Below are 14,735 nucleotides of genomic sequence, written 5' to 3' on the forward strand. Positions count from 1 at the left end.
TTCCCGCTTATCAAACAATATCTGCTTTCTCCTGCATTAAACACATTCAATTGTGACTTAGACCTTTTTTTGGGAATCAAGAAAATAGCAAAAACCTGAATCAGGTCTTGCACCTATTTTAGTTCAACTCACCTTATTCTTCAGTTGCGTACACTTCAAACGATCTTTTTAAATACATTTGTAATACTTTTATATTACAAAATCACAATTTATTTGAATTTTTATTTATTTGATTAACGTTAACTTTTGATTATTTTAAGTAGTTAAAAAAGAGCTGGTGTGTAATACAAAAGTATTGACAAATAATTTTCAAACAGTAATTATCGACTCAAATGAAGCAGGCAGAACAAACTCTATGACTAGAAAAGTTAAATCAGTCAGGGTTCCGATTGAACTGGAATCCCTTAATTTATCGAAGTTGATCCGGGAATTTGAGAACTACCTCAGAGATCTGGAGTCTGCCTCTTTACTCAAAAACGAAGGAAATCCTGATGCAGCCCAAGCTCTTATCAAAGCAAGACAGACCGACTTAGGAAAAAGGATTGCGAAAATGATATGGGAAGCAAGAGCTGAATATGGTAAGATTGATTAGACTTAATTTTGTATTACATAAAACAACCTAATAGTATTACACAATCTTAGACCGACAATCAGGAATAACGAATGAAAGCTAAAAAAGTCAGCGAAAGCCGTACACTGATGACCTACAGGGTCCTTCCTCAGGATACGAACCCTGCCGGGAATCTACATGGAGGCGTGCTGCTCAAGCAACTGGACCTTGTAGCAGCAACCTGCGCCATGCGCCATGCACGGAAACCGGTTGTAACTGCTTCAATAGACCGCATGAACTTTTTACGTCCTGCATATGTCGGGGAACTGATCAACCTGCACGCCAATGTGAATATGGTTGGAAGCACTTCCATGGAAATAGGAGTGCGTGTAGAAGCTGAAAATTTATTAACAGGCGAGATCAGGCATACAAACTCAGCCTATCTGACTTTTGTGGCCATGGGGGAAAATGGACGCCCCACAACCGTGCCTCCGTTAATATTGGAGACAGGGGTGGACCACAGGCGTAACCGTGAGGCCATTGAACGCAGGGCAGTGCGCAAGGCCGAACGGCAACGCGAAAAAGTCTCCGCCGAACAGGCGGAAAAATAGACCATTGTACACAGCTCGAATCGGTGCGGTGACCGTCCAAAGTCAGCCTGAGCCGCATCCTGCATTGTAAGGAATGCAGCTACTCCGAGTCTGGTTTCTGGCCGGGAGCTCCACCCTCCCGGCAAAATTTCGGCATCCTGCTCCTATGGTGTCCGGTCGGGATTAACCCGGTCCCGGCCGGACACCACGCCTTTTTCAACACCACAAGGCAGGAAAGCCCCCGCAGTTGGGATTCAACTGCGGGGGCTTTCCACTTTTCAAAACAATCTTACCTGAGTTTCAGCACAAATCTACATAGGCAATATGCCTGCACACCTCGGCACAGATGCTTTCTATCCAAAAAAAGAAAACCTGTGCTTCATGAACGATGCACCAGCGGCAACTTACGGCCAATCCCTATTCCGAGCTCACTCAAAACCGCTTCATAAGCCCAGCACTCCACTCCGACATCAACCGCCTTATAGAATAACTCCGCATACTCGGGATCAATAAAATCGGCAGGCCCGAAACAATTCCCATCGTTACGCTGAATGAAGAAAAATAATGCCACCCGATCACCCTTCGCGGCCAGATCCATCAATTCCAGCAGATGCTTTCGCCCCCGCTCAGTCTGGGCATCAGGGAAACATGCAACATCATCTTCAACCAGCGTCACGTTCTTACACTCAACCCAAAGATCGGGAAGCCTGCCTGATTCATCCGTCAGCAAGCCGTCAAGGCGACTCTTGCCGACTTTTGCTTCTCTCTTCAGTGAGCTGTACCCCCCAGCCTCTGGAAGCAGGCCTGCTTCAAATGAGAGTTGCAGCATTTTATTTGGGACGGAAGTATTTACCCCCACCATTTCACCTTGGGGCATGACCGCTTCAAGTGTCCATTTAAGTTTTCGTTTAGGGTTCTGGGCCGGAGAAATATATATTTCCTGCCCCGGACGCAGGAGCCCCAGCATTGATCCGGTATTATTAGTGTGCACTCCTACCAATTCCCCATCCATCTCCGCTTCCACTGTAAAACGCTTATAACGACGGACAAATACAGCCCGGCGACAACCTTCCGGATAAAAAATTAACGGCTCTGACATTTTACTTTCCCCTGACTATGTGATTAAAGCGACCTGGGACGGGAAATCTCATAATCTGGTTTATTGATACTTTTTGTTCAAGAATCAGGACTCAGGACAGAAATTATCCTTACCCTCACAGGACGCCATTTCCTCTGCCAGCTCCTTTATGCTGCTTATGAAACCCTTGTTTGACAATGATTTTCATACCATCGAAGACGGTTGATAGGCGGTAAAACCCCTTGACGAACCAGCGGGTATCTGGAATATCGTCCTGTTAGTCACAGTGTGACAATTTTCACTTTTCCGGCCCCGGATCAAGGAGCCGCGCCTGAATCCAGACCCCATTAATCCATAAGGTAAGGGGTTCTGGTAATTGTTATTGTTTATAAAACAGGTAGATAAAATGAGTCTTGTACAAAAATTGTCGGAAAGAAAAGAAGACCTGACCGAAAAATGGTTTGAACTCATTCTTTCCACATACCCTAAGGAAACTCAGGAAGTGTGGAGAAGCAATGACGATAAGTTCACCAATCCTGTCGGGATCACCATCAGGAAGGTCACCAACGAGCTGTTTGACCTTATCCTTGAATGGAAAAGTGCCGACGACATTGCCAGGTCTCTGGAAGAACTGATTAAAATCAGAACTGTTCAGGACTTTGCACCATCTAAAGCTTTAAGTTTTGTCTTTCTCTTCAAGAAGCTCCTGAGAGACGAGTTCATGAGTGAACTGAAAAAAGAAGGCAAACTTGATGAGTTGCTCGCGTTCGAAGCCCGGGTGGACAACCTGGGTCTGATCGCGTTCGACATCTATACCAAGAATAGGGATTTGATTGCGCAAATGAGAATTGAAGAGGTCAAGAGATCTCATCACATGCTCCTTCGGCGGGTCAACAAAATCGAGGACGCTTCGGCCAAAGGGGCCGGACAGGTGTAGTGGCCGGCTTCCCCGGAAGCCAAACGTGTAAGCGAGGTGAAGGTAGATGAACGCTTTGTACTCACTCGTTTTAGTTTTTGCCCTGGTGCTTATCGCTCTTTTCGGAGTTGGTACAGCGCACATGGCAGGACTGTTCGGCACTTTGCTACCTTATGTAGCAGTTGCCGTATTTCTGGTGGGCTTTGCTCGCCGGATTATCGGCTGGGCAAAAAGCCCGGTTCCTTTCAGTATCCCGACCACGGGCGGACAGCAGAAGTCTCTGGACTTCATCAAGCATGACCGCTTCGACAACCCCGTGACTCCGGGTCAAACTTTTATCCGTATGATTCTTGAAGTCTGCTGCTTCCGTTCCCTTTTCAGGAACACCAGCGTGGCACTCAAGGACGGAAGAGTAACTTACGCCTCATCCAAATGGCTGTGGCTTTTTTCCCTGCTCTTCCACTACTCATTCCTGCTCATCGTGATCAGGCACATGAGACTTTTCTTTGAGCCGGTACCCGCATGTATCGGTTTTGTGGAAATGATTGATGGTATCATGCAGCTCGGCGTACCCAGACTGTACATGTCCGACCTGCTCATTCTGGCCGGCGTTGGCTTTCTGCTTGCCCGCAGACTGAAAGATCCCAAACTCCGTTACATTTCTCTTGTAACTGACTATTTTCCCCTGCTTCTCATCATCGGTATCGCTCTCTCCGGTATCTACATGCGCTACTTCGCACATGTGGACATCGTGGATATCAAAGCGCTGACCATGGGTCTGGTAACCTTCAGCCCCATCGCTGCGGAAGCTGCCATGAAGATCAGTGTAGTTTTCTACATCCATCTCTTCCTGGTCTGCGTGCTGCTGGTGTACTTCCCCTTCAGCAAGCTCATGCATGCGGGTGGTGTCTTCCTGTCTCCGACCAGGAACATGCCTAACGATACCCGTATCAAGCATCATGAGAACCCCTGGAACGATCCCAACATCAAGCCCCACAGCTATGAGGCTTATGAAGATGAGTTCAGGGAAGCAATGATTGAAGCGGGTCTCCCGGTGGAAAAAGAGGCATAGGAATCCCTTGAAAGGATTCTGATGCAGCTTAGACCTTAACATACCTTTTGATGAGGAGTTGACATGGCTGACCTCCCAAAAGCTGATGAGCTTTTTAAAAGCATTAATTATACGCCGCCGTCCACTGGATGGATGGATACCCCGGTAGACACATCTCCGGGCAACTGGTGTTACCCCGCCAAGGCGGAAAAACTCGAGTATCTGGGCTTCCCCAACCCTCGTGAGTGGAACCCCGCTGACGTTGACTGGAAGCTCCCTGAAAACTGGCAGGACATTGTCCACCAGGGCTTCAAGGAAAGACTCGACAAGTATCGTTCACTCAAAGTGTTCATGGATATCTGTGTCCGCTGTGGTGCTTGCGCTGATAAGTGCCACTTCTTCATCGGCTCCGGTGATCCGAAGAACATGCCCGTCCTGCGTGCGGAGCTCATGCGTTCCATTTACCGCAAGGACTTCACAATGGCCGGTAAAATCCTGTCCACCCTCACCGGGTCCAGGGTTATGACCGAAGATGTACTTAAAGAGTGGTTTATCTACTTCTACCAGTGCACAGAATGCCGCCGTTGTTCCCTGTTCTGCCCCTACGGCATCGACACAGCGGAAGTAACCATGATGGCACGTGAACTGCTGCATCTTTGCGGCGTGAACATCAACTGGATCCTTGAGCCGGTTTCCAACTGTAACCGTACCGGTAACCACCTCGGTATCCAGCCCCACGCTTTCAAAGATATCGTTGACTTCATGGTTGACGACATCGAAGAAATCACCGGCAAACGCCTCAACGTCCCCATGAACGAAAAAGGACATGAAGTAATCTTCATCACTCCTTCAGGTGACGTTTTCGCTGATCCGGGCATCTACACCTTTATGGGTTACCTGATGCTCTTCGACCACATCGGTCTTGACTACACCCTGTCCACCTACGCATCTGAAGGCGGTAACTTCGGTCTGTTCACTTCTGCGGACATGATGAAGAAACTCAACGCCAAGATGTACGCCGAAGCCGAGCGCCTCGGAGCAAAATGGATCCTGGGCGGTGAGTGTGGTCACATGTGGCGCGTGATTAACCAGTACATGGATACCATGAACGGCCCCGCGAACTTCCTTGAAGTTCCCAAGAGCCCCATCACCGGTACCGTGTTCGAAAACGCACGCCAGACCAAGATGGTTCACATTACCGAATTCACTGCTGACCTGATGAAGCACAACAAACTGAAGCTTGATCCCAGCAGGAACGACCATATCCGTGCGACCTTCCATGATTCCTGTAACCCTGCGCGCGCCATGGGCCTCATGGACGAGCCTCGTTACGTCATCAAGAATGTTGTTAAAAACTTCTTTGAAATGCCCGAGCAGACCATCCGTGAGCAGACTTTCTGCTGCGCTGGCGGCTCCGGACTCAACACTGACGAAATCATGGAAATCCGCATGCGCGGCGGTCTGCCCCGCGGTAACGCACTGAAAACAGTCAAGGATGAGCACGGTGTAAACATGCTTTCCTGCATCTGTGCGATTGACCGCGCTACCCTTATACCTCTGGCTAACTACTGGGCCCCCGACGTTGACGTCTGCGGTGTTCACGAGCTGGTTGGTAACGCCCTCATTCTTGACGGCGAAAAAGAAAGGGAAACTGACCTTCGTATGAATCCTCTGCCCGGGAAGGAGGGGTAACTCATGCATTACGGTGGAAAAATCATTACCGGACTGGTAATCTTCCTCGGCCTGGTATCCATGCCCTTCTGGTTCAACATCGGCGGAAGCTTCGACGAACCCAAGCTGGAACTGCCCAAGAACGCTAAAATCTGTGTCGCGCCTACTGAAAACATGCGCAAGAACCACATGAAGCTTCTTGACGAGTGGAGAGACATGGCTCTTCGCGAAGGCAAAAGAACATATATCAGTGCAAAAGGCGACAAGTACACTATCAGCCTTCAGAACACCTGTATGAAATGCCACACCAGCAAACAGGAATTCTGCGATAAGTGTCATACTGCCGCCAGCGTAACTCCCTACTGCTGGGATTGCCACGTACCTCCCAAGGAGGCAAAATAATGAAACAGAGTAGAAGAAACTTCCTCAAGTTTGCAGGTCTCTCTGCAGCAGGACTTTGCCTCGCTCCCACCACCGCGGCTCTCGCTTCCGGTGGTCCGAGTAAAGGTGCTCACGCTGCTGTCAATTCCAACTCCCTGCACGCCAAGCGCTGGGCAATGGTAATCGACACTCGAAAGCTGAACACTGAAGAAGCCATCGCTGAACTGGCGGAAACATGCCACCACATTCACAACGTGCCCACTATCGATTCCGAGCAGGACATCAAGTGGCTGTGGAGCGGCACTTACGGCGAAACCTTTCCCGAGCAGGAGAATAACTTCCCCTCAGAAGCTCAGGAAACACACAGGTTCCCCCTGCTCTGCAACCACTGCGAGCACCCTTCCTGTGTACGCGTCTGCCCGACTAAGGCAACCTTCAAACGCCCTGACAACATCGTTGCAATGGACTACCACCGCTGCATCGGCTGCCGTTACTGCATGGCAGCATGTCCGTTCGGCGCAAGAAGCTTCAACTTCATGGATCCCAGAGTTCACCTCGACATGGATAAAATCAACATGAAGTTCCCCACCCGCATGCGCGGTGTTGTTGAAAAATGCAACTTCTGCGTAGAGCGTCTGGCCGAGGGTGAAATCCCCGCCTGTGTGGAGCAGTCTAAAGGCGCAATGATCTTTGGCGATCTGCAGGACCCTGACTCCAACGTCAGAAAGGCTCTGCGTGAGAACTTCACCATCCGTAGGAAACCCGCCGCAGGCACCGAGCCCGGCGTTTACTACATCATCTAGGGGGGAAGCCTGATATGCTCGAAAAAGCTCTAAGAGGCGGACCGAAGTACTGGGCCTGGATTGGTTTCCTGCTGCTCATTATTGCTTCCGGTTTCTGCGTATATCTGACTCAGCTTCAGGAAGGTATGACTATCACCGGTCTCAACCGTGATGTATCCTGGGGCTTTTATATTGCTCAGTTCACCTACCTGGTCGGTCTTGCCGCATCCGGTGTTATGATCGTACTGCCTTACTACTTCCACCATTACAAGAAGTTCAAAGGCATGGTCATCATGGGTGAATTCATGGCTATCGCTGCTGTTGTCATGTGTCTCGGTTTCATCATCGTCGACATCGGTCAGCCCCAGCGTATGCTCAACATTGTGTTCCATCCGACTCCGAACTCCATTCTCTTCTGGGATATGATTGTTCTGAACGGATACCTGATCCTGAACGTTGTTATCGGCTGGACCTGCCTTGAGTGTGACCGCCAGCGCGTGTCCCACCCCAAATGGGTTAAACCTCTGGTTTACACCTCCATCATCTGGGCATTCTCCATCCATACCGTAACAGCGTTCCTTTACGCAGGTCTGCCCGGCCGCCACTACTGGCTCACCGCTATTCTGGCTGCCCGCTTCCTGGCATCTGCGTTCTGTTCAGGTCCCGCTATTCTGCTGCTCGTACTGTTCGTGGTCCGCAAGATCACCAGCTACGATCCCGGCAAAAAAGCAATCGGAACACTCACCACTATTATCACTTACGCAATGTGCGTGAACGTTTTCTTCTTCCTGCTTGAAATCTTCACCGCATTCTACTCCAATATGCCGGGACACATCCACTCCATCGCATACCTCTTCGCCGGTAGCCACGGCCACCACGAACTGGTTCCCTGGATGTGGACAGCAGCAGGCTGCGCTATTGTCAGCCTTGCACTGCTTATCCCGCCCAAACTGCGTTACAACCAGAAGCTGCTGCCCTGGTCCCTCGCCATCCTCGTTATTGCAACCTGGATCGACAAGGGCCTCGGCCTGCTGATCGGTGGTTTCACTCCGAACCCCTTCAACGAGATCACTGTTTACTGGCCCACCGGTAAAGAGCTCATGATCTCCATGATGGTTTACGCACTCGGCGCGCTGACTCTGACTTTCCTCTACAAGATTGCCACAGACGTTAAGCGCGAACTCGGCGAACTGACCCCCGAAGATTAATCTTCAGGACAGCTCGAAGATCATTTAAAAAAGGCCCCTGCTTCATACGAAGCAGGGGCCTTTTTCCGGTAGTCCCTCGGTGACGCTTCTAGCGAGACTGTAGACATTTTATATACCGCTCATTCCTGAGGCTTAACCCTTCAGGCAGGGCTAGCAAGCGATGCACAAATCCTCTTCCAAACTGATTTGTGAATAAAGCTATCGGCTCTTATACATTTTAAAATTGCACACTTTTATATATCTAATAAAAAAGCTTAAAATTCATTGTCAGTTATCGAATAACTAACTCGTCACTTATCGATTTTATAAGTTCTAGTCTGCTCCTTTAACGTACTTTATTGTTCATAATGTACAAGTGCCAACACAGCCCAAAATAAATTTTGGGCTGTGTTCAGGGGAAGAAGCTAAATATTAATAACTATAGTTGAGTCAGAGATTAGAAGTAGTAGATATGAAGGTCTTTAATCGAAAGCCAATGACTGGAGAATGGAATTGGAAACAAGCATACCGTTTTTGGTCAGACGCAGATACCCGCCACTCATGCGGACCAGTCCATTTTTATGAAGGGCATGAATAAGTGACTTCTTTTCCTTGGCCAGATCTTTGCCGGACAACTCTTGATAGTCGGAAAGTTTAAGCCCTTTAGACGTACGCAGAGAGAGCATGATGAGCTCCTGAGCTCTGATCTCGTCCGTCAATTCCTCAAAGTCATCACCCACAAATTCACCGCGAACGGCAGCATCATACTCATCGAGATATTTAGGATTTGTAAATCGGCGGTTACCGATAGTAGATACAGCTGTCGGACCGAGTCCAAGGTAATCCATACGGTCCCAGTACCCCTGATTATGGCGGGAGGTGAAACCCATGCGCGCGAAATTGGAAATCTCGTATTGAATATACCCGTGAGCTTCAAGAAACTCAGCTCCGTATATGAACATACGGGCCTGCTCGTCATCACTCGGCAGTTCAAGATCAACTCCGGATTCATGGCGCTTTCCAAAGACTGTTTCAGGCTCGATAGTAAGCCCGTAGCAGGAAAGATGCTCCGGTTTGAGCTTCACGACAGCCTGCAACTCGTTATTCCAGTCTTTGGGCTTCTGGCGGGGAAGCCCCCAGATAAGATCAACACTGATGTTGGCAAACCCGGCCTTGCGGGCCATATAGAATGTTTCCGCAGCCTGCCTTGCAGAGTGGGGACGGCCCAGAGTTTCCAGATTACGGTCATCCAGAGACTGAAACCCGAGGCTTAGCCGGTTAATGCCGGTTGAAAGAAGATTCTGAAAATAGGACAGGTCGTTGGCGGAATCGGGATTGGCCTCAAGAGTTATCTCCATGCCCTTGGTGAAACTGAAGTTTTTACGCAGGGCATCCATGATCAACTGCAGTTGGAAAGGTGGAATAAGACTTGGAGTTCCACCACCGAAATAAACAGTGCCGACTCTGGGATTTTTCAATCTCCTGCCCCAGAGTTCAATTTCGCTGAGCAGATTCTTCAAATACCAGGCGAACTGAACCTGATCAAAAGGCTGAGAATGGAATGCGCAGTAATGGCATTTACGAATGCAGAAAGGTACGTGAATGTAGATAAGGAGGTTTCTGGCCTCCTTACCGTCTCCCCTCAGCAGGGGCGCATTTAAAAAAGCCGGGGTCAAACTCATTAACTGATATCCTGAAAATTATCTGCTGATCCAAAGAGCTGAACCTTCAAGGCCTTGAAGAAGCTTAACACTCAAAGATTTGGGGAACAGTTTTTCAGCCGCGGTCTGGTCATGCACCCCCCGTCCGGCGGCAACAACTGCATAATGCTTGCTCGCAGCATGCTTTAGTATGGCTTTGGCCACATTGTCGCTGTCTATAACCAATTCCTTTATGCGCTCCTCAGGGACTCCATTGGTGGTGAGATGCTCTCTGCAAAGTGCGAATACATCCTCAGAGGTTGCTGTTCCCTTCTCTTTGGAATCATGGACATGAAGCATTGTAATATCATGATTGGGATTGTCATGGAGCATGAAGCCGACATGGTCGGCAATACGCTGCGAGGGGGCATCCTCATCTACACAGAGAAGAATATCCTTTTTGGGCATTTCATGAGGAGACTTGCAGAACCAGAGAGGAAAATCGACTTCTTCCCAGATCACCCTGCTTCCTACACTGTAATCAAAAAATTCTTCCAGCATGGTGGACGTCTGTCTGCCCAGAATAACTGCATCGTACATGCCTTTATGGCCTTCCTGCACTATCTCACGGGCAGTGTTACCCCTCGAATGAATGCTCTTGATCTCAATTTTGTGTTCACCACAAAAACTGTGGTCCACAAACCACTTACGGGTTTCTTCAAGAAGCTGTTCACCTTTTTTGCGTGGATTTCCTACATGCCAAGAACCTTTCGGAGGCGCCACATGGAACAGGGTAATGCGGATATCACAAGGAGCATTAAAAAAATCCTTTATAAACCTTACCGCGTAGGAAGCAGCACCGTCATCACGCACGCAGACCATCAAATGTTTTTCCATTTCCACCCTTCCTGTAGTTAGTATGCAACAACATCAGAATTAATATATGCTAGTACAGTCTTTTCCCAGAATAGCGGCTTAGAAATATTAAAACAAGCTAAGATTTTTCAAGCTCTTTTACATATCTTTCATTCTCACTGAACAAACAGCCGCAATATTGCTGGCGGTAAATCCCCAACTCTTTGGATCTCTCAATGCCTTCAGACCAGCCTTCACGAAAATCATGGTAGTAAAAAAGGCATTTGCCCGCTCCGGCCATGTCTTTTCCCAAATCGGCAATCCGTTTATGCTGCTGAAATTTACTGTAAAGAAGGGTGGTGGTGTAAAAATCAAATCCACCACGCTTAGCAAGGGAAAGAGTCCGTTCAAGACGGTCAGCATAGCAATGAAAACAGCGGTTCTCCTCACGGAAAGCCACATTGCGGAACCAGCGCTTGGAGTCGTACTCATCAAGACGGCCGATAACTTTTACGCCCATCTTTTCGCAGACTTCAAGAAAGCCGTCCCTTCGTCTCACATATTCCTGCAGCGGATGAATATTCGGATTATAGAAAAAAGCAGAGACCTCGAAGCCCTGATCTCTCAAAGTATCAATCGTGGTAATCGAACAAGGCCCACAACAACCGTGAAGTAAAATTCTCTTTGAGGGCATTTGAAAGCTGTCTCAGCGCGCTGAATGCGAAGCATGCTAAAATAATTAGAAGGGAGTTCCCAGGAATAACTTTCCACAAATCCATAAGGCTGCGGAGGTGGGCGTTACCTCACAGGTAACGCCCACTGATAGGCCCATTTCAGGGCCAATAAAAGTTATCTCGCTGGTCGGCAAAGGCAGAAATTATTCTGCCCACTGAATTTCGATGTTGATCTTGGTATCAAACATTTTCTCGTAATTGACGATGGCATCACGCTTATGGTTGAGCAGGTAAAGCGCCAGTTCCTCTTCCGCCTCGAAAAGCAGTGGAGAAGTACACCCGGGCTTACGCAGCATCCGGTAGACATCCTTCAGCGCCTGCATAGCCTGCCACTCCATATTGCGGCGGATTCCTGTTCCGTCACAACAGGGACATGCCTCCGAAGAGACGGCAATGGCCGAAGAACCGAGACGCTGACGGACCAGTTCCATAAGCCCGAAACGGGAAATACGTCCCACATCTGTCCGGGCCCGGTCTCCTTTGAGAGCTGCGCGCATGGTTTTTTCAACTTCGCGACAGTGTTTGGGGTCCTTCATTTCGATGAAGTCAATAACCACCTGACCGCCAAGGTCACGCAGCTTGAGCTGCCGTGCGATCATCTCGGCACTTTCCTTGTTGGTTTTGAGAGCCATTTCCTTGAAATTGCGTTCGCCGCCAATCTTACCGGAGTTGATATCAATTGCGGTAAGGGCTTCGGTCTGGTCGAAAACCAGCCTGCCGCCCGAGGGCAGATTGACGTCACGGCCGTAAATCTGTTCAATCTGTTTTACCAGATTAAAACGCTCCCACAGTGATTTATCAGTATCGGAATGAAGTTTTACAAGATTATTGCGGCGGGGAAAGGACAGAGCCGCAAGTTTTTTCACCTGCTCAGCTGTCTCCTTGTCGTCAACCCAGATCTCAGTAACATCGGAGGAGAGATAATCGCGCACGGAACGGGCAGCAAGTCCCATCTCTTCATAAACCAGAGACGGCGGCTTGGCATCCTGCCCCTTGGTGCGGATATCATTCCACAACCGGGTGAGAAATTTGAAATCACGACGCAGGGCGTTCTTGCTCTGCCCTTTGCTGGCGGTACGGACAATAACGCCGACACCGGGGCCGGGGCTGACCTCGTCAATAAGGTCCTTGAGCCTCTGCCTTTCTTTTTCATCCTCAATCTTGCGGGAAATGCCGATCTGCTCACGTCCCGGGGTAAGCACAAAGTAGCGTCCCGGTATTGAGAGATATGAGGAAAGGAAAGCACCTTTCTTGCCGGTGGGCTCTTTTACAACCTGTACAAAAATTTCCTGTCCGGGTTTGAGAACCTTCTGCAAAAGAGGAAAGCGATGGCCTTTCTTGAGTTTGTATGTGCCCTGATAGTATTCGGGGTGTACTTCATCAACCTGCAGGAAACCGTTACGTTCGGCCCCGTAGTTGATGAAAGCCGCCTGAAGCGCGGCATCAATGTTGTGAATGTAACCTTTGTAAATGTTACCTTTGGTCTTGGCCTGATGGAGCATTTCAACATAATACTCGATGACCTGACCTTCCTGAGTAAGCGCAACTTCCACCTGTTCGCCGGGAAGTACGCTGATGAACATTTTCTCTTTTTTCTTTTTTCCTGCTGTCATATCCTAATCCAAGGAAAAGTTTGAATTTCCCCGGACTCAGGTGCTAAAATCATGAATCATCGTCAAGCCTGCAATCGTAATAAGTATCATCACCTGTCTGCCTGACGTGCAGCCTGCCGCCTTTTTCGAGTTCACCGATCACCCTGTCCACTTCATCGAGCGGAATTGCCAGGGCTCCGGAGAGCTGCTGCGCTGTCTGCGGCCTGCGCATGAGAGAAGCCTGAATCCGGTCAAAAGCATCGGATATATCAACCTGCGCACGGGCAGGATTATCCTTGCCGCTCCTTTCCTTCACTCCGGTCTCAGGTCCGCAATCCCTGTTTTTAGAGGGCGCGGCATCAAGAACCTTTTTCCAGTGGCCTAGGGTCTCGGAATCTACCGGACCGGCCTTCTCCAGAGTACCGGGGCGTGAAAGCGTGACCACATCAATGCGGTCAGGATCAAGCTCGGAACAGAACTGCCTCATTTTTTCGAGGTTCTCCTCCGAATCATTGTATCCCTTTGAAAGGAGCACTTCCAGAAATATCTTACCTTTGAACTCCTTGCGGAATTCAATCAGAGCCTCAGCCACTGCAGCCGGATCGGTCCCTCTGCAAGGTCTGTTTACAGCTCTGAATTCCGAAGTGATAAGGGAATCCATTGAAGGAAGCACCACATCCGCTTCCTGCAGTTCCTTTCTCACTTCAGGGTCCGTCATAGTGGATGCGTTGGTAAGCACTGCCACGTTCATTGACGGGAAAAGTGTTTTAACACCACGAATAATTTCGGGCATTTCTGAGTTAAGGGTGGGCTCTCCTAACCCTCCCAGAGTGATAACCTCGGGCGGTTGATGCCCTTCAGTCTTCCATTGCTCAAGTTCATGCAGAATCTCTGCTGCGGAAACGTATGCCTTGCGCTCGCTTGTCAGAATATCAGTCCTGCCCACCTCGCAGTACACGCAATCCATTGAACAGATCCGGCTGCCGAGAAGGTCCAGACCGAGCGAACGGCCTATCCTGCCGGAAAAAACCGGCCCGAAGACATACTTGTAACCCATAACCGCCTCATCAAGAAGCAAAAAATATATTTAAACGAACATTAACTTACCAACCATGCCCGCTTGGGCAGAAAAAAGCAAACCCGCCGACATTTTTCACACTGCGGGGACCGGAAACAAGTGCCTCACCAATCATGGATGGACCGCTTAACACTTGTTCATATCCACCTTCCTTCTTCGAAAACCGGAAGGGACATCTTTCTCTGCTATCCACCAACACCCCGTATTTCCGGGAATAAACAACAGCACCCCGGAATCCCTGATAATTTAAAACAGCGGAACCTGCTGTTCGTCTTTCAGTAAATCCTTCTGTGAATTATGCGTGGGATATGTAATTATGACCGGGCGAAAAGCAATCATTTCCGAGCGGGAAGTTATGCACTTATTCTCAAATGGCAAAAAACTCAAGTTGTATATTATACAACAGCAACTTTTCACTGAACTGAAACAATGTTCGGCAAGACCCGTTTGATGAGCACATGGACTACAGCTAAGTTTAAAAGACCTGACAAGAATTAATCTGTCTTTTTTAATAAGCAGCACTTTGATCTGCAGGTGGCCCTGCAAAAGAACTAAAGCCACGGCAAATTTAACCGCCGGGAATAAGCCATACTGATGGCTGTAACGCTTTTTACGTTGACTTTGTGCCTA

Annotated in this window: 14 protein-coding genes; 8 read left to right on the forward strand and 6 right to left on the reverse strand. The window is 48.9% G+C overall.

Annotated features, from left to right (window positions below; genetic code table 11):
- Nucleotides 1–355: 355 nt before the first annotated feature.
- A complete protein-coding gene (locus ACZ5PW_RS01310) occupies nucleotides 356–592 on the forward strand; it encodes a hypothetical protein (RefSeq protein WP_464557336.1) in 237 nt (78 codons plus the stop codon).
- A 71-nt stretch (nucleotides 593–663) separates the two neighbouring features.
- Nucleotides 664–1,161 carry an acyl-CoA thioesterase gene (locus ACZ5PW_RS01315; RefSeq protein WP_464557338.1) on the forward strand — a complete coding sequence of 166 codons (498 nt, stop codon included), beginning with the start codon at nucleotides 664–666 and terminating at the stop codon, nucleotides 1,159–1,161.
- A 358-nt stretch (nucleotides 1,162–1,519) separates the two neighbouring features.
- On the opposite strand, the gene sfsA is transcribed toward ACZ5PW_RS01315, so the two are convergent.
- Nucleotides 1,520–2,239, reverse strand: a complete 720-nt coding sequence (gene sfsA / locus ACZ5PW_RS01320; RefSeq protein ID WP_464557339.1) for a DNA/RNA nuclease SfsA — start codon at nucleotides 2,237–2,239, stop codon at nucleotides 1,520–1,522.
- 385 nt (nucleotides 2,240–2,624) lie between these two features.
- Here sfsA and ACZ5PW_RS01325 point away from each other — a divergent pair, with 385 nt between their 5' ends.
- From ACZ5PW_RS01325 to dsrP, 6 genes are all read left to right on the forward strand, one after another.
- The gene (locus ACZ5PW_RS01325) at nucleotides 2,625–3,155 is read left to right on the forward strand and encodes an RsbRD N-terminal domain-containing protein (protein WP_464557341.1); all 531 of its coding nucleotides are present in this window, start codon (nucleotides 2,625–2,627) and stop codon (nucleotides 3,153–3,155) included.
- Between the two features lie 46 nt (nucleotides 3,156–3,201).
- Entirely contained in the window at nucleotides 3,202–4,206 is a 1,005-nt protein-coding gene (gene dsrM, locus ACZ5PW_RS01330; RefSeq protein ID WP_464557343.1) for a sulfate reduction electron transfer complex DsrMKJOP subunit DsrM, read from the forward strand.
- 63 nt (nucleotides 4,207–4,269) lie between these two features.
- The gene (dsrK, locus tag ACZ5PW_RS01335) at nucleotides 4,270–5,877 is read left to right on the forward strand and encodes a sulfate reduction electron transfer complex DsrMKJOP subunit DsrK (protein WP_464557348.1); all 1,608 of its coding nucleotides are present in this window, start codon (nucleotides 4,270–4,272) and stop codon (nucleotides 5,875–5,877) included.
- Nucleotides 5,878–5,880: 3 nt separating this feature from the next.
- Nucleotides 5,881–6,258: a sulfate reduction electron transfer complex DsrMKJOP subunit DsrJ gene (gene dsrJ, locus ACZ5PW_RS01340; RefSeq protein ID WP_464557351.1), complete on the forward strand. Its 378-nt coding sequence runs from the start codon at nucleotides 5,881–5,883 to the stop codon at nucleotides 6,256–6,258.
- The gene (gene dsrO, locus ACZ5PW_RS01345; protein ID WP_464557353.1) at nucleotides 6,258–7,040 is read left to right on the forward strand and encodes a sulfate reduction electron transfer complex DsrMKJOP subunit DsrO; all 783 of its coding nucleotides are present in this window, start codon (nucleotides 6,258–6,260) and stop codon (nucleotides 7,038–7,040) included. The genes dsrJ and dsrO overlap by 1 nt, the downstream gene beginning before the upstream one ends.
- Nucleotides 7,041–7,054: 14 nt before the next feature.
- Nucleotides 7,055–8,227: a sulfate reduction electron transfer complex DsrMKJOP subunit DsrP gene (gene dsrP / locus ACZ5PW_RS01350; protein ID WP_464557357.1), complete on the forward strand. Its 1,173-nt coding sequence runs from the start codon at nucleotides 7,055–7,057 to the stop codon at nucleotides 8,225–8,227.
- A 461-nt stretch (nucleotides 8,228–8,688) separates the two neighbouring features.
- On the opposite strand, the gene hemW is transcribed toward dsrP, so the two are convergent.
- The 5 genes from hemW to ACZ5PW_RS01375 all read right to left on the reverse strand — a co-directional run bounded on the left by hemW (nucleotide 8,689) and on the right by ACZ5PW_RS01375 (nucleotide 14,084).
- Nucleotides 8,689–9,888, reverse strand: coding sequence for a radical SAM family heme chaperone HemW (gene hemW / locus ACZ5PW_RS01355; RefSeq protein WP_464557359.1), 1,200 nt, complete (start codon nucleotides 9,886–9,888; stop codon nucleotides 8,689–8,691).
- 18 nt (nucleotides 9,889–9,906) lie between these two features.
- Nucleotides 9,907–10,743 carry a universal stress protein gene (locus ACZ5PW_RS01360; RefSeq protein WP_464557361.1) on the reverse strand — a complete coding sequence of 279 codons (837 nt, stop codon included), beginning with the start codon at nucleotides 10,741–10,743 and terminating at the stop codon, nucleotides 9,907–9,909.
- A 97-nt stretch (nucleotides 10,744–10,840) separates the two neighbouring features.
- On the reverse strand, nucleotides 10,841–11,395 hold the full coding sequence (locus tag ACZ5PW_RS01365) for an epoxyqueuosine reductase QueH (RefSeq protein ID WP_464557363.1): 555 nt from the start codon (nucleotides 11,393–11,395) through the stop codon (nucleotides 10,841–10,843).
- A 183-nt stretch (nucleotides 11,396–11,578) separates the two neighbouring features.
- A complete protein-coding gene (locus ACZ5PW_RS01370) occupies nucleotides 11,579–13,048 on the reverse strand; it encodes an Rne/Rng family ribonuclease (RefSeq protein WP_464557367.1) in 1,470 nt (489 codons plus the stop codon).
- Nucleotides 13,049–13,097: 49 nt separating this feature from the next.
- Nucleotides 13,098–14,084, reverse strand: a complete 987-nt coding sequence (locus tag ACZ5PW_RS01375) for a radical SAM protein (protein WP_464557368.1) — start codon at nucleotides 14,082–14,084, stop codon at nucleotides 13,098–13,100.
- Between the last annotated feature and the right edge of the window lie 651 nt (nucleotides 14,085–14,735).

It is taken from the genome of Maridesulfovibrio salinus, from assembly GCF_055394525.1.

Coding starts and splice junctions, on each gene's coding strand:
- ACZ5PW_RS01370 (WP_464557367.1), bottom strand. CDS start 13,048: ATGACAGCAGGAAAAAAGAAAAAAGAGAAAATGTTCATCAGCGTACTT.
- ACZ5PW_RS01325 (WP_464557341.1), top strand. CDS start 2,625: ATGAGTCTTGTACAAAAATTGTCGGAAAGAAAAGAAGACCTGACCGAA.
- sfsA (WP_464557339.1), bottom strand. CDS start 2,239: ATGTCAGAGCCGTTAATTTTTTATCCGGAAGGTTGTCGCCGGGCTGTA.
- ACZ5PW_RS01375 (WP_464557368.1), bottom strand. CDS start 14,084: ATGGGTTACAAGTATGTCTTCGGGCCGGTTTTTTCCGGCAGGATAGGC.
- dsrP (WP_464557357.1), top strand. CDS start 7,055: ATGCTCGAAAAAGCTCTAAGAGGCGGACCGAAGTACTGGGCCTGGATT.
- dsrO (WP_464557353.1), top strand. CDS start 6,258: ATGAAACAGAGTAGAAGAAACTTCCTCAAGTTTGCAGGTCTCTCTGCA.
- hemW (WP_464557359.1), bottom strand. CDS start 9,888: ATGAGTTTGACCCCGGCTTTTTTAAATGCGCCCCTGCTGAGGGGAGAC.
- dsrJ (WP_464557351.1), top strand. CDS start 5,881: ATGCATTACGGTGGAAAAATCATTACCGGACTGGTAATCTTCCTCGGC.
- ACZ5PW_RS01315 (WP_464557338.1), top strand. CDS start 664: ATGAAAGCTAAAAAAGTCAGCGAAAGCCGTACACTGATGACCTACAGG.
- ACZ5PW_RS01310 (WP_464557336.1), top strand. CDS start 356: ATGACTAGAAAAGTTAAATCAGTCAGGGTTCCGATTGAACTGGAATCC.
- dsrM (WP_464557343.1), top strand. CDS start 3,202: ATGAACGCTTTGTACTCACTCGTTTTAGTTTTTGCCCTGGTGCTTATC.
- ACZ5PW_RS01360 (WP_464557361.1), bottom strand. CDS start 10,743: ATGGAAAAACATTTGATGGTCTGCGTGCGTGATGACGGTGCTGCTTCC.
- dsrK (WP_464557348.1), top strand. CDS start 4,270: ATGGCTGACCTCCCAAAAGCTGATGAGCTTTTTAAAAGCATTAATTAT.
- ACZ5PW_RS01365 (WP_464557363.1), bottom strand. CDS start 11,395: ATGCCCTCAAAGAGAATTTTACTTCACGGTTGTTGTGGGCCTTGTTCG.